This is a genomic window from Streptomyces sp. NPDC040545 (genome assembly GCF_055595065.1).
On the sequence record NZ_JBVIWA010000004.1, the window covers coordinates 135,223 to 148,219 of the forward strand.

At 68.9% G+C, this 12,997-nt stretch carries 16 protein-coding genes and 1 pseudogene; 9 read left to right on the top strand and 8 right to left on the bottom strand.

Features of this window, described 5'->3' with window-relative positions; genetic code table 11:
* Window positions 1–217: 217 nt before the first annotated feature.
* A complete protein-coding gene (locus tag ACZ573_RS11090) occupies window positions 218–463 on the bottom strand; it encodes a DUF7848 domain-containing protein (RefSeq protein WP_109886519.1) in 246 nt (81 codons plus the stop codon).
* Entirely contained in the window at window positions 451–693 is a 243-nt protein-coding gene (locus tag ACZ573_RS11095) for a hypothetical protein (RefSeq protein WP_471302070.1), read from the bottom strand. The genes ACZ573_RS11090 and ACZ573_RS11095 overlap by 13 nt, the downstream gene beginning before the upstream one ends.
* Window positions 694–975: 282 nt before the next feature.
* Here ACZ573_RS11095 and ACZ573_RS11100 point away from each other — a divergent pair, with 282 nt between their 5' ends.
* The 7 genes and pseudogenes from ACZ573_RS11100 to ACZ573_RS11130 form a co-directional block, all read left to right on the top strand.
* On the top strand, window positions 976–1,695 hold the full coding sequence (locus ACZ573_RS11100) for an XRE family transcriptional regulator (protein WP_471302656.1): 720 nt from the start codon (window positions 976–978) through the stop codon (window positions 1,693–1,695).
* Window positions 1,696–1,697: 2 nt separating this feature from the next.
* Window positions 1,698–2,168, top strand: a complete 471-nt coding sequence (locus tag ACZ573_RS11105; protein ID WP_471302072.1) for an NUDIX domain-containing protein — start codon at window positions 1,698–1,700, stop codon at window positions 2,166–2,168.
* A 133-nt stretch (window positions 2,169–2,301) separates the two neighbouring features.
* Window positions 2,302–2,781, top strand: coding sequence for an endonuclease toxin domain-containing protein (locus ACZ573_RS11110; RefSeq protein WP_471302075.1), 480 nt, complete (start codon window positions 2,302–2,304; stop codon window positions 2,779–2,781).
* A 520-nt stretch (window positions 2,782–3,301) separates the two neighbouring features.
* Entirely contained in the window at window positions 3,302–3,508 is a 207-nt protein-coding gene (locus ACZ573_RS11115; protein WP_471302077.1) for a hypothetical protein, read from the top strand.
* On the top strand, window positions 3,501–4,067 hold the full coding sequence (locus ACZ573_RS11120; protein ID WP_471302080.1) for a hypothetical protein: 567 nt from the start codon (window positions 3,501–3,503) through the stop codon (window positions 4,065–4,067). The genes ACZ573_RS11115 and ACZ573_RS11120 overlap by 8 nt, the downstream gene beginning before the upstream one ends.
* A 142-nt stretch (window positions 4,068–4,209) precedes the next feature.
* Window positions 4,210–6,291 (top strand): WD40 repeat domain-containing protein, encoded by a 2,082-nt coding sequence (locus tag ACZ573_RS11125; protein WP_471302083.1) that lies wholly within the window; start codon window positions 4,210–4,212, stop codon window positions 6,289–6,291.
* Between the two features lie 363 nt (window positions 6,292–6,654).
* Window positions 6,655–6,903 (top strand): annotated as a pseudogene (locus ACZ573_RS11130) (hypothetical protein); the annotation flags it as partial.
* A 48-nt stretch (window positions 6,904–6,951) separates the two neighbouring features.
* Here the strand turns inward: ACZ573_RS11130 and ACZ573_RS11135 are convergent.
* Entirely contained in the window at window positions 6,952–8,364 is a 1,413-nt protein-coding gene (locus tag ACZ573_RS11135) for a DUF11 domain-containing protein (RefSeq protein ID WP_471302085.1), read from the bottom strand.
* A gap of 443 nt (window positions 8,365–8,807) precedes the next feature.
* Window positions 8,808–8,969 (bottom strand): hypothetical protein, encoded by a 162-nt coding sequence (locus tag ACZ573_RS11140; RefSeq protein WP_471302691.1) that lies wholly within the window; start codon window positions 8,967–8,969, stop codon window positions 8,808–8,810.
* 399 nt (window positions 8,970–9,368) lie between these two features.
* Here ACZ573_RS11140 and ACZ573_RS11145 point away from each other — a divergent pair, with 399 nt between their 5' ends.
* Window positions 9,369–9,884: a YcxB family protein gene (locus ACZ573_RS11145; RefSeq protein WP_471302088.1), complete on the top strand. Its 516-nt coding sequence runs from the start codon at window positions 9,369–9,371 to the stop codon at window positions 9,882–9,884.
* Window positions 9,885–9,917: 33 nt separating this feature from the next.
* On the opposite strand, the gene ACZ573_RS11150 is transcribed toward ACZ573_RS11145, so the two are convergent.
* The 4 genes from ACZ573_RS11150 to ACZ573_RS11165 form a co-directional block, all read right to left on the bottom strand.
* Window positions 9,918–10,346, bottom strand: coding sequence for a hypothetical protein (locus ACZ573_RS11150; protein WP_471302091.1), 429 nt, complete (start codon window positions 10,344–10,346; stop codon window positions 9,918–9,920).
* 157 nt (window positions 10,347–10,503) lie between these two features.
* The gene (locus ACZ573_RS11155; RefSeq protein WP_471302093.1) at window positions 10,504–10,788 is read right to left on the bottom strand and encodes a hypothetical protein; all 285 of its coding nucleotides are present in this window, start codon (window positions 10,786–10,788) and stop codon (window positions 10,504–10,506) included.
* The gene (locus tag ACZ573_RS11160; protein WP_471302096.1) at window positions 10,775–11,329 is read right to left on the bottom strand and encodes an RNA polymerase sigma factor; all 555 of its coding nucleotides are present in this window, start codon (window positions 11,327–11,329) and stop codon (window positions 10,775–10,777) included. The genes ACZ573_RS11155 and ACZ573_RS11160 overlap by 14 nt, the downstream gene beginning before the upstream one ends.
* A 201-nt stretch (window positions 11,330–11,530) precedes the next feature.
* Window positions 11,531–11,893, bottom strand: a complete 363-nt coding sequence (locus ACZ573_RS11165; RefSeq protein WP_471302099.1) for a DNA-binding response regulator — start codon at window positions 11,891–11,893, stop codon at window positions 11,531–11,533.
* A gap of 244 nt (window positions 11,894–12,137) precedes the next feature.
* Here ACZ573_RS11165 and ACZ573_RS11170 point away from each other — a divergent pair, with 244 nt between their 5' ends.
* A complete protein-coding gene (locus ACZ573_RS11170; protein WP_471302102.1) occupies window positions 12,138–12,992 on the top strand; it encodes a MaoC/PaaZ C-terminal domain-containing protein in 855 nt (284 codons plus the stop codon).
* Window positions 12,993–12,997 lie beyond the last annotated feature (5 nt).

Sequence of the window (12,997 nt, forward strand, 5' to 3'; positions counted from 1 at the left end):
AGCGAGACACACGTGGCGGGTGGTCGGTTGGCGCGCCCACCGTCGTGGCTGACTTTCTGTGGCTGAGGCCAGAACCCCCATGGGCACGGCACGCACGTGAGGGCCCGTCCCTGCCGGCGCTGACGAGTGCGGGGGAGCCTCGATCGGCTACGCCCGGCAGGGACGGGAGTCGGGTGGTCAGCGCGGTGCGGCGCCTGGGCGAGCGAGGCGAGGCGGATCACGTCTGGCGCCAGGTCCGCCAGGGGCGGGTGATGATCTCCCGGTAGGTGTGGTGGGACGGGTTCTGACCGCAGTGCCGCAGCACCCACTCCTGCGGTTCGGCGAAGTCCTCGCTCGTCGGTGAGGTCTCTCCGTCCACGGCGCACTGCATCGCGTACAGGACTGGCTCCGCGTCTGGTTCGCGGTCGGGCTGGAGCGTCCAGGTCTCGTAGCGCAGGACCGAGCGAGGGGTCACCGTCCCCACCTCCGGTTGGCCACGGCCACCTTCGCGCTCAGCTCCTCCGTCGGAGTCGGCATACGTACGTCCTCGGGCGGCACGTCCCACTCCCGGCCACCGCGCGGCGGCCGAAGCTGCACGTACGGTCCCACATGCCCCATCACCACGCCCACCTTGCCGCTCCGCCGGTCGACCACCAGGGCGCCGGCATCGGGCGAGACGGTGTGCCCGTCGGCATCAGGGGTGGGGACCGTCATCGTGACCACCCCGGCGAGGCGGCGCGCGACCGGGCGTCCAGTCGCAGGGCGGGAACACATGGGGTGGCGCTCATTCGCACGTTGACGCTCCTCGGCGGCGTTGATGCGGGCCCCTGGGCCTATTGGTGCCGCAGGGTCGGCACCGATCCTCACGCCGGTCACCGGGACGAAGGAACCTCCACCAAACCCCACTCCGGGACGTCTCGCACCGTGTAGAACGTCCCTGGTGCCGTCCTGAGACGAAGGGGGAGACTCGTGCCGAACGAGAGACTACGAGCCGTCATGGCAGCCGGAGGCTGGACGTACACCGCCCTCGCTCAGCAGGTTGAGGTCGACCCCAAGTCGGTCGAGCGCTGGGTGAACCTCGGGCGTATCCCACGCCGTGCCACCGCCCTACAGGCGGCCAAGGCCCTGGGAGAAGACGTGCACGCACTCTGGCCGGCGCTCCGCCAGGCCCGCCCCGCCCGCGCCATCAGCCCTGAACTGGTGGCGCTCTACGAGCAGCGGGCCGACCTCCCCATTTCGACGTTCACCGACCTGATGGCCCAGGCCCGGGAACGGATCGACATCCTCGTCTACGCGGCCGTCTTCCTCCATGAGGCGTACCCGCGGCTGAACGAACTCCTCACCGAACGCGCCGCCGAAGGCTGCACCGTCCGCATCGCGATCGGGGACCCCGACAGCGACAACGTCCAAGCCCGCGGCCAGGAGGAGCGGTTCGGGCACGGCATCGAATCCCGCTGCCGCCTCGCACTCATGCACTACAGGCCGCTCGCCGGCACCCCCGGCATCGAGGTCCGCTCCCACGAAACCACGCTCTACAACTCCCTCTACCGCGCCGACGACCAGCAACTCGTCAACGCCCACGTCTGGGGCGTCAACGCGTACGCCGCCCCCGTATGGCATCTTCGCCGACACGAGACAGGCGGCATGTTCGACACCTACGCCGAGAGCTTCGACGCGGTGTGGACGACGGCAACCCCCGTACGAGAGGAAGGCTGACCGTGGCCCGCACCGAGTACTACGACGACCCGAACGCGCCCAAGCCGAACAGCATGGTCGTCGCCGCGTCCGCCGTCGTCACCGACGACCACGGGCGCATCCTCCTCCAGCGCCGCCGCGACAACGACCTGTGGGCCCTGCCCGGCGGAGGAATGGACCTCACCGATTCCCTGCCAGGCACGGCCGTCCGTGAAGTCAAGGAAGAGACCGGCCTCGACGTAGAGATCACCGGCCTGGTCGGCACCTACACCGACCCGAAACACATCATCGCCTACACCGACGGCGAGGTCCGCCGCCAGTTCAACGTCTGCTTCACCGCCCGCATCACCGGCGGCCAACTGGCAATCTCCGACGAGTCCACCGAACTCCGGTTTGTATCGCCGGAAGAGATCGAGGAGTTGTCGATGCACCACACCCAACGACTCAGGCTCCAGCACTTCCTGGAACAGCGCGAGAAGCCGTACCTGGGCTGAACCGTCTGACGGCAGTAGCGACGGCAACAACCTCGCACAACCACGGACGCCCGCGCACGTCACCGGACCAGCAAACTGCACTTGACCTGCGAAAAAGCAGGTCGAAGGCTTCGCGTAGCACACGTACTATGTTGTGGCGGGCGCCACCCCGATCCTCGTCCACAACGCGTGTGGTCCTGAAATTCAGGACCTCGGCGAGATGACGAGTGGTGGTGAAACGAATATTTGGACCATGAGTTCTCGGGACAAGGGCCTTGCGTTCGAGGAGCAGATGGGGTTCTCGAACCTTCCGACAAATCATCAGGCTTTTGATCAGTTTGAGCCTGACACGGGTAACGCGATCAGCCTTAAGGCTATGGATACAGGCCTCCCCAGTTTTCAGCTCAAGGGAACGCTTTATCAGCGACTCAAGGGGGCGGTTGACGATGCGGCCAATTACAACGGCGTAGGTCCTTATGCGTTCACCGACCCGGCGAACATCGGGAGTCGCTCGGTCTATGTCATTGTAAGGTCCGGGACTTTGAGCGATATGCACCTAGGCCAGATGTCCAGGGCTGTGGAATATGCGCAGGGGAGAGGGGTTAATCTCCTCTTCGGGCAGACGAGCGGATAGTTCGATGAGAGGGGCCGGGCGTGGGGTACGACTTCCATATCACGCGAGCTGATCTGTGGACCGAGAGTGAAAATCAACCAATCGCTCGCGAGGAGTGGGAGGCTCTTGCCGGAGAGAATTCGAAGCTGGAGCGCCAGGGTTTTGTTCGATGGGCGGACATCGGAATGCAGCCTGTTTATGGAATTTCTGCTTCTTCGGCATCCTTCTCGTGGAGGCATGGGCGTGTAGTGGTATCCGGACGCGTCGATGATGATGACTGGGACTTGGCGGAGTCAATTGCGTCCGCCCTGGGGGCCCGACTGGTTGGTGATGACGAGTAGCCCGCCTTGTCCCGCAGTACTGGTGGCCCCGCCGGACCTATTTCCGGTGGGGCCCGCTGTGGTGTCCCGTGGCAGTGGTTGAGGGCCGTGTCGGCGGACGGCGCTGTTGACAAGGGGCGGGCTCTCGCCGGCCCGGCCCGGCCAGAGCTGCTCGATGTCCCTGTGCCTCATGTCGGGGCGGAGCGTTAGGCTCCGCTCCCGTGAGCGAGATACGTGAGACGGCCTTCAGTGCCACCGGCAGCCTGACCAGGGACGAGTACGACGAGGCCGCCAGGGCGGCGGGGTTCTTCCGGCGCGGCCGGGTGGTGGCCGTCCTCGGTACGGTCCTGCTCGCTTCGGCGGGCGTGACGCTGTCCTCAGGCGGTCTCACCGTGCACCCCGTCCCCCTAGGGTCCCCCAATGACTGATTTGACCGAACTCGCCGATCGGCTGCATGTGGCAGGCCTGATCTTTCGTGGGATGGCAGACCTCGACTGCCCGCTCATTCCGCCGAGGCTGGCTACGGGGGCTGCGGGGTACCCGCCGCCGTCGGGCCGGTGGCCTGTTTACTCTGTTGAAATTGACGCGCAAGACTGGGTGGCCAGGGCGAACAAGGGCTGGTTCGAACTGTCTCGCGATGGTGGCCTATTTTCGGCCGACCGTGAATTTTTTGTGGCGGTGAAGCGACAAGAAGAGGAATGGTGGTGGGCGCGCGTCGGTTTGGCTGAAACATGGGACGTCATGGGTGCCGGTGCGGCTGGTCCGCTCGGCAGTGGGTACGGCGTTCCGGGATTCACCATGCTGTCGTTGGCGGGTGACGTGATCGTTTGCGGCATGGAGTGGCAGACGACGATCGGCGCTGTCTTGGTCAGTCATTTCGAAGAGCATCGGAAGCTTCGTGAATATTCCGAATGGACGGCGGGCTGGCAGGGGACTCCTGAACAGGAGAGAGTGGCTATTCGGAATTGGCTGAGGGTTCTCAAGTGATGAGAAGCGTTTCGGGTGTTGGGCGGTAATTCGGCGCGAGCGTCCCAAGGCGTGTTCTGATTTCCTTTGACAGGCTGGGTGCGGTCCTTCAGGGGACCGTACCCGGTTCTGGTTTATAGGAGAGGAACATGGAGTGGAGTCCGTGGCAGCCATCGGGTCCGCATCGGGACGACCGGATCTGAGTGAGATCGGGCGGCGTCAGCTGCAGTACCTGGACGCCGTGCGCCGGGGCGACACCGGTGAAGCGGAGCGGCTCGCCGAAGAGGGCCTCGGCACCGAACCGTGGCGGGTGGCGTGGGGGAGCGGGACGGATCTCGATCCGCGGCTGCGGCTGAAGCTGCACACCGGGCCCATGACCGCCGTGGCCTGGGACGAGCTCGGGCAGGGTCCGCTGATCGCTGTGGGCACCCGCGACCGGTTGACGGTGTGGGAGGTGGAATCCGGTCGGTCTCACCTGCTCCCGTGCGCCGAGCCCGTCTGGTGCCTCGTCTTCGCAACGACGGCCCGCGGGCCCTTGCTCGTCTCCGGGCACGAGGGCGGACAGCTGCGCATCTGGGACGCCGCCGACTGGTCGCTCCGGGGGATGGTGAGCGCGGGCGAGGACCGTCTTGTCGAGCTGTACGCCGCGGAGTCCGTGAACGGCCCGTACGTGGTGAGCCTCGACGAGCAGGGGCACGTCCGGCGTTGGTCCCTGCCCGGTGGCCAGGGCTTGGGTCCGCTGGAGGCACCGGTGACCTACACCATGGCCGGGGGGCGGCTGGCCGACGGTCGGCAGGTCCTGCTGACGGGGGGCATCGGTCTGTCGTTGTGGGACCTGGACAGCGGAGCACCACTGCCGCTCCGGACACCGCCGGAGCTGCGACGGGTTAAGGGCGTCGCCTTCGCCACCGTAGGTGGCCGGGACTGCGTGACGGCGGTCGACGAGTACAAATCGGTCGTCACGTTCGACGTCGGGACCGGTGTCGCGACGGGTGCTCCGATCACCGCTCACATCAACCGCCGGAAGGACGGTCTGATGAACATGTGGAGCGGCTCGAGGACCGTGGTGAAGCCGGCTGTGCTCCCGGGAACGCTCGCGGTACCCACCCGGTGGCGGGTGCACCTGTGGGACCTGGCCACGGGACAGGAGGCCGGGCCGCCGCTGCCGGGGCCGGCCGCGTGCGCCATGCTGCAGACCGTACGGTGGCAGGACCGGGACATGGTCCTCACGGCCTCGGACTACGAGGGCGTGGTGGCCCTGTGGGACGTCGCCGTCCCCGTGGCACCTACCGGCGGCCATCAGCAGCGGCTGAGCCGGGTCGTCGTCGCCGAACCGTCCGGTGTTCTCGTCAGCGTGGATGAAGGCGGGACGATCCTCGCCCGGGACGGTTCGAGCGGACAGCAGGCTGCCGGGCCGTTGGCGACCGGTGTCGAGGGTACGCGAGCTCTCGTGGCCTGGAGCGACGGCACCGACGTCGTCGCGGCAACAGGAGCCGGTTCGATGTTCCATCCCGACGGCGCTCTGCGGCACTGGAACCTCGGGTCCGGCGAGCCCGTCGGACCACCGGTACCCGCACATCGGAACTCTCTGCACTGGATGTCCCGTGTGCACCTGGGGGAGGGCGAGGCCCTGGTCACGTGCGGGCCCTGGGGTGAGGTGAAACTGTGGCGGCGCTCCGCCGAGGTTCCGTTCGCGGAAGTCCCGACCGGGGTCCGGTCCACGGTCACAGGCTTCGCGACGGGGGTCGCCGACGGACGGACGTACGCGGCGATCTCCTCCGTCAGCCAGGCGATGACACTGATCTGGCTGGACGATCCGTCCGCGCCGCCCGGCACCCTGCCGGAGGCCGGGCGTGACGCCGTCCTCGATGCTTCGGGGTCGCACATCGCGGCATCGCATCTCGACGACGGCAGCCGCGGCGGAGCGCGTACGGTCCAGGCGTGGAACGTCGCCGGCCACCGGGTGGGGCCGGGCGTGCGCGGTACGGCGGAAGTGACAGCGGTGGCGGTGCGGGAGTGGCCCGCCGCGTACATCGGGCGTGCTGACGGGACGGTCACGCTCGCCGACCTGACGACCGGTCGCGAGCTCTGCGCCCCGCTGCTGCTGCCGACCAGGCCGACCGGCCTGGCCGTGGCCGCGAACGGGGACCTGATCGTCGGGTTCGGCAGTGACGTGGCACGGGTGCGTCCGCCGGGCGGCGGGCCCGGAGGCGCCCTGCCGGCGTGGTCGCCTTCCGTCCTATGATCGTCACTCCGCGTACGAGGGGGCTGGTATGGGGGCAGGCGGGGCGGCATCGCAGCGGGCGCAGGACGCGCGGCGGCAGGAGCGGTTACTCCGGGAGCAGTGGCAGGCCGCCCGCCGGCAGGCCCTGCGGTGGGGCGCTGTCGGTGAGGGCGAACAGCGGGTCCTCGCCCAGCTGTTGGTACTGACTGCGCGCGGGTGGCGGCTACTGTCGCCGACCGGGTGGACTTCCGCAGCCTGCACTCCTGGGCGCAGGAGTTCCTGCAGGAGCGGGGCGTACCGGTACGGCTGCACGGGGACAAGGCCGAGACCGCCTTCAGCCTCGCCTGGAAGAACGTCGGCCGCGGCGGCCGTCTGGCCGGGCTCGACTACAACCGGCTGAAGGCGGCCGCCGACAACGCCAAGGGCGACCCGCTCCTGTGGAAGGCCATGGGCCCGCTGACGGCGGGCATCGAGTCCCTCAAGGGCCTCGGCAGCAAGCTCCGGAAGGGCGAGGCGGGTGACGCCGACGGCAGCTCCTTCCAGAACGTCATCGACGGCGTCGAGGAAGCGGGCAAGAGCGCGGGCTCCGAGGTGACGGACAAGGTCCCGAGAGTGTCGCAGCTCGGCGGATAGCGACGCCGGCCGGGGCCCGCCGAAACGGCCCCGGCCGGCGGCAAGGGACTACGGGGCCTGCGGCGTGATGAGGGTGGACGCGGTGTCCTGGTTGTTCTGCTTACGCGGGTCGGCGTCGTCGCCGAACACAGTGGCGGTGTTGTACACGGTGGTGGGCTCCGAAACGTCGGCCGCGGTGCCGGTCACCTCGATCTCCACACTGTCACCCTTCGCCAGCGGGCCACCCGTGCAGGAGAGGAGGCCGTCAGTGATCTCGCACCCTTCGGTCTGGGTGGTGGGCGACAGGAGCTCCGCGGGGAGGTAGTCGGTCAGCGACCAGCCGGAGGAGCCGCCCGTACCCTTCCCCTTGTCCTTCCCCCTCTCCTCTTTTCTCACGTTCCTCACGGTGATGTGGTAGGTGATCTCGCCGCCCGACGTGACTTCCCTGGTGCCTTGCTTGTCCACCGCGAGGTCGGCCTTGGAGTCGAGGAAGCAGGAGGTGGCGTCGAGGTTCACCAGCTCCTGCTCAGGGGCCACGTCCTGCGTCGACAGGATGGTGAACTCGGGGTCGACGGCAGTCGCGTTCTTCACGTGCACCCGGAAGAGCTCTCCGGGGGAATTGCGGAAGAATCCGAGATCGCCGTTGCCGTACACGAAGACGCCGCCGAAGTCCGAACCCCCGGGAAGGACACCGGGGAAGAAGTCCACGTCCCCATTGGAGATGCGGATACGCGCGATGGCGCCGTCGTCGGTCGAGCCCCACAGGAATCCGTCGCGGAACGCGATGTCGAAGATGTCGAGTTCCGGGTCGGACAGCTCAGGGACGTCGATGGAACCCGTGACCGAGCGGGACTTGACGTCGACCTGGTAGATCGTCGGCGTATCGTCGGCCAGGATGTAGTAGTTGCCCTGGTCGTCGAACGTTCCCGAGATGTAGAGGGCGGGCGGCAGACCGTCAATGGCACCGAGGTTGGTGAAGTCGCCATTGCGGTCGAAGCGGACCAGGTCGTTGTTCGCGTTGCCGAACGTGGTCCCGTAGAGGAAGCGGTCGCGCGGGTTCACGCCGATGGCGTTGTAGAGGAACGGCGTCGGGTTGCCCAGCGCTGTGAACTGGACCGTTCCGGGCCCTCTGTCGGCGGTGTAGAGCTGGTCTTCCGGGTTGCCGAACGAGGCGTACACCCTCCCGTCGCACTCAACGCCGTTCTTCCCGTGGGACGGGTTCTGCGCGATAGCCGCCGCGGGGGCCGGGGCGGCACCGGCCGGTGACGCCGGCAGGCTGGAAGCGAGTCCTGCGACGATACCCACCGCGCCCAGTGCGGAAAGCGCGCGCAGCCGCCGCTTTCCCTGCTTCAGCCCGTTTGTTCCTCGAATCACGAACATGCACCTTTCACTGCTCAAGGCGGACAGGCCCATGGCTGGGCCCCTCAGTGTGTGCCGGATGTGACGGACAAGCATCAGCACAAGGGATGTCGGGTCGGACATTGCGGCTCGGGCTTTGGGGGTGGAGTTCGCTCCAATGCACCAGGGCAATGCCCGGGTGCTTTTCGGATCATCGGAACGTTCGCCTGGTCGTGCCGTTGAATGGCATACCGACCTGTTTGACAGCCTGTTTCAGAACTACAACCTGTCGTGCCAGGCCGGCTCTCTGCGCGAGGTCCAGGAGCTCCGGGCGTGTCCCGAGCCAGCTCACCAATGACCCGACTCGGAGGCCGTCGCCGGCTGCGATGCAGAGATGTTGCACGGCGCGGTGGGAATCGACGCGAACACGCCATCGGCGGCGAGATTGAGAGCCACTCCTGCCGGGCAACTTCCGGCCGATGCTGGAAGCTCCTGCGACCGCCGATGCGTCGGAACCGACACCGCGACAGCCCTGGAGTCCGGGCTTTGCGCCTGGCGGACGTAAATTTGATAAGAACCCGCTCCACCTACTGTGGGTGTGACCTGCTCAGGAACGACCCGGACGGATGGTGTCCGAAGGTCTTCTTCCAGGTCGCGGTCGCGTCCTGCTTCTCGGAGTGGGCCAGCACCAGCACCCCGTCCAGGCCGCCACGGCGCCAGCGCCGGGCCGCGACCCTCGATACGGACACGTGGGTACGACACGATGCGCTTCTTCACCTGGGAAGTGCTTCTTTCCACGGCACGATATGGACCCTCGACAAGTCCTATCGATGCAGGTCAGGAGCACTTCTCGCGTTTTCGATCACGCTTCGGACAGCCCACCTCGTGAAAGCCCGAGGCTAGGGGCCCGGCTAGTCGGTGATGACGAGTAGCCCGGCCTTATCCCGCAGTACCGGCGGCCCCGCCGGATCTATTTCCGGTGGGGCCCGCTGTGGTGTCCGGTGGCAGTGGTTGACGGCCGTGTCGGCGGACGGTGTTGTTGGCAAGGGGCGGACTCTCGCCGACCCGACCCGACCCGACCCGGCCCGGCCAGAGCTGCTCGATGTCCCTGTGCCTCATGTCGGGGCGGAGCGTTAGGCTCCGCTCCCGTGAGCGAGATACGTGAGACGGCCTTCAGTGCCACCGGCAGCGTGACCAGGGACGAGTACGACGAGGCCGCCAGGGCGGCGGGGTTCTTCCGGCGCGGCCGGGTGGTGGCCGTCCTCGGTACGGTCCTGCTCGCTTCGGCGGGCGTGACGCTGTCCTCAGGCGGTCTCACCGTGCACCCCGTCCCCCTCGGGATCGCGGTGGCGTACGGCCTCGTCGTGCTGCTGGTCCTGCCGCGCTGGGCGGTGGGCCGGGGCTTCCGCACCGGCAGGGCCGCCGAGGAGAAGCGGGTCGTCGTGGACGGTACGGGCATCGAGGTGTTCCGCGGCGGGGAGTCGCAGCGGATGGTGTGGGACGAGGTGCGCTACTACCACGAGACGCCCCGGCTGCACGTGTTCGTGGGCCGCTCGCGCCGCCGGACGTGTCTCGTGGCGCTGCCCAAGCGGCTGTTCACCGCACCGGGCGAGAGCGAGCTCCTCGCCGCCTTCGGGCACGAGCAGGCCGGCGACGGCTCGTAGCGCCCCGGCCAGGCTCGGCCCTGCCCGCCCCGGTCAGAGCTTTTCGATGTCCTTGTGCACCACGTCGGAGCCGGGATGGTCGGCGTACAGGCGCACCTTGAGCGGGTGGCTGACCGGAGCCTTGATGATCAGGCCGGGGTACTCACCCAGGCCGGTGCCGTTGCAGGAGGGCTCAGTGGTCAGGTTGGACCAGCCGTTCACGTTGTGCGGGTCGTTCCACGACACCCACGCACAGTCGCGCTCGCCGCTGGTGATGTGCACCGAGATGATCCGTACCGAGTTCACCTCGCCGTCGACGCGCTCGTAGAACACCGTCCCGACGTTGTGGTGGAGGCCCTTGCCGGCCTCCAGGTCGGCCTGGAGGACCGGGCCGGCCGGGGTGTCGGCAGCGGCCGGGGCCGCGCCTCCTGCGAGGGTCGCGACCACGAGGGCGGCGGTGGCGGACAAGGCGGATACGCGCATGGTTCTGCCTCCAGGAAGCTGGGCTGAGAGGGTCTCATCCTGGTCCAGCAGGTGGATGCGCGCTGCGGCGGATTCCGTCAATCGGTGGCCGGGACCGCACGGTTGAGCCCACGTCGGGCCCGCCCGTGCCCCGCCGGGCGCTGCCCGGACCCGCGCCTCAAACGCCGGCGGGGCTGGAACTGGCCGGCTTCAGTTCGCAGCGGCCGTCCGTGCACTCCCGTTGCAGGCGGCCCCGGGAGAGCGTCTGGGCCAGTCCGATCGCCCAGCACATCGGGCAGCCGCGCAGGGCCACCAGGCCGATCGGGGCGAGGGCCAGGGTGACCGGTCCGTAGACCGGGAGGAGGGCGAAGGCGCCGATCAGGGCGCCGATGCCGACCGCGCCGCGGAGCAGGTGCCGGGGCAGGGAGGAGCTCGCGAAGTCGGGGCCGTCAGTGAGGGACATCGTCGCCTCCAGGGGTCGGGTACAGGGTGTGCCGAAGGGCCGCGCGGGCCCGGTGCAGCCGTGATTTCATCGCGGCGGGGCTGAGCCCGAGCGCGTCCGCCGCCATCCGCCCGCTGTAGCCCTGGATGTCCCGCATGATCAGCACCCGCCGCTGGTCGGCGGGGAGGGCGGCGATCGCCCGCGCCACCCGGGCGGCCTCCAGGTGTTCCAGTACCTCGTCCTCGGCCGACATCACGGCGGAGTCGGGCAGCGGGGCGCGCTCGCGCGGCACCAGCCGGGCCCGGCGCATGCATTCGTTGCGGACGATGCGGAACATCCACGAGGCCAGGGCGCCGGAAGCGCGCAGCATGCCGATCTTCCGGTAGAGGATGATCAGCGCCTCCTGGGCCGCGTCCTCGGCGTCCTCGGGGGAGGCGCACAGCGAGTACGCGAACCTCCGCACGTTCGGGTGCGATCCGGAGACCAGCGCGGTGACGGCATCGAGGTCCCCGCCCTGCGCGGCGAGGATCAGCGGCTCGGCGGGCCAGGTCGACTCAGCCACGGGAGCGGCTCCGCCGGCGCGCCACGAGGACGGTGCACGTGCAGAGCAGGAGCAGTACGACGGCGCCTACGGCGACAGCAGTGATCACGACAACCTCCAGGTCAGGTGCCGAACCTCTGCGTCGGCACATGCATAAGAGGCGTGGGAGCCGCAAAAGGATTCACCCGGGTTTCACGAAGTTTCACCGGGCTTCAGCGGTGGTCACCCCAGGGCCGGGTCCACCACCGTCTCGCCCGTCGAGGCCCGCCGGACGCTGTCCGCCAGGTCCCCGACCGGGCCGTCCCGCAGCACCAGCCCCACCGCGCCCGCGGCGAGGGCGGCCTCCGCGAGGCCGGGGTGCGCCGACCCCGTCAGGACGAGCACCCGGCACTCCGGATCGTCGGCCAGCAGGGCGGTCACGGCCGCGAGCTCCTCCACCAGGGCCACCGCGGGCCGTGCCATGGGGTCCCGGACGATCTCGATGTCCGGCTGGAGGCCGAGCTGGAGCGCCAGGGCCGGATTCGGCGGCTCCAGCAGCACGCGCAGGGCGCGGGCCTCACGGTGATCAACAGGGATTTCGTCCACGCGGGCAGCGTATTGCCCCGCCTTTCGGCGGGCGCGCAACACGCCCCGCACGCAGTGGATCTGACGCGAAGTCAAGAGTCTTCCCATGTGTGGGGGCGTGCGTTATACATTCCCTCACCGGCCGGGCCTAGAACGCGTTCTAGAACCGGCCCCCGCATACGACCTCGGTGCGGCCGACGGTGCGGACGGCCGCACCGAGGTCTTCCACGGCCCCGGTTCTCCAACGACAGGGAGCAGCACCCCCATGCCGATCGATGCCGCCAAGGCCCTCGCCGCCGACCCCCGCCTGGGGGACATCGGCTGGGACCACAAGGACATCCAGCTCTACCACCTCGGCCTCGGCGCGGGCCGGCCGGCCACCGACCCGGACGAGCTGCGCTACACCCTCGAATCCAAGCTCCACGTGCTGCCCAGCTTCGCGACCGTCGCCGGCGCCGGCATGGCCATGCTGGGCGGCCTCGCCGCACCCGGGATCGACGTCAACCTCGCCGCCGTCCTGCACGGCGGCCACTCCATCGAGCTGCACCGGCCCATCCCCGTCAAGGGGCAGGCCACCTCCCGCTCGAAGGTCGCCGCCGTCTACGACAAGGGCAAGGCGGCCGTGATCGTGCTGCGCTCGGAGGTCGCGGACGCCGACGGGCCGCTGTGGACGAGCGACGCGCAGATCTTCGTACGCGGGGAGGGCGGCTTCGGCGGTGAGCGCGGGCCCTCGGCCAAGGAGGAGCTCCCCGGGCGCGCGCCCGACCGCATCGAGGAGCGGCACATCCGTGAGGACCAGGCGCTCCTCTACCGCCTCTCCGGCGACTGGAACCCGCTGCACGCCGACCCCGAGTTCGCCAAGACGGCCGGCTTCGACCAGCCGATCCTGCACGGCCTGTGCTCGTACGGCATGACCCTCAAGGCCGTCGTCGACACGGCCCTGGGCGGGGACGTCTCCCGGGTCCGGGCCTACCGCACGCGCTTCGCCGGGATCGTCTTCCCGGGCGAGACGCTGCGCATCCGGATGTGGCAGGAGCCCGGCCGGGTCCTGGTGTCGGTGACCGCCGCCGAACGGGACGACGCACCGGTCCTCGCCGACACCGTCGTCGAACACGCGTAACCCCG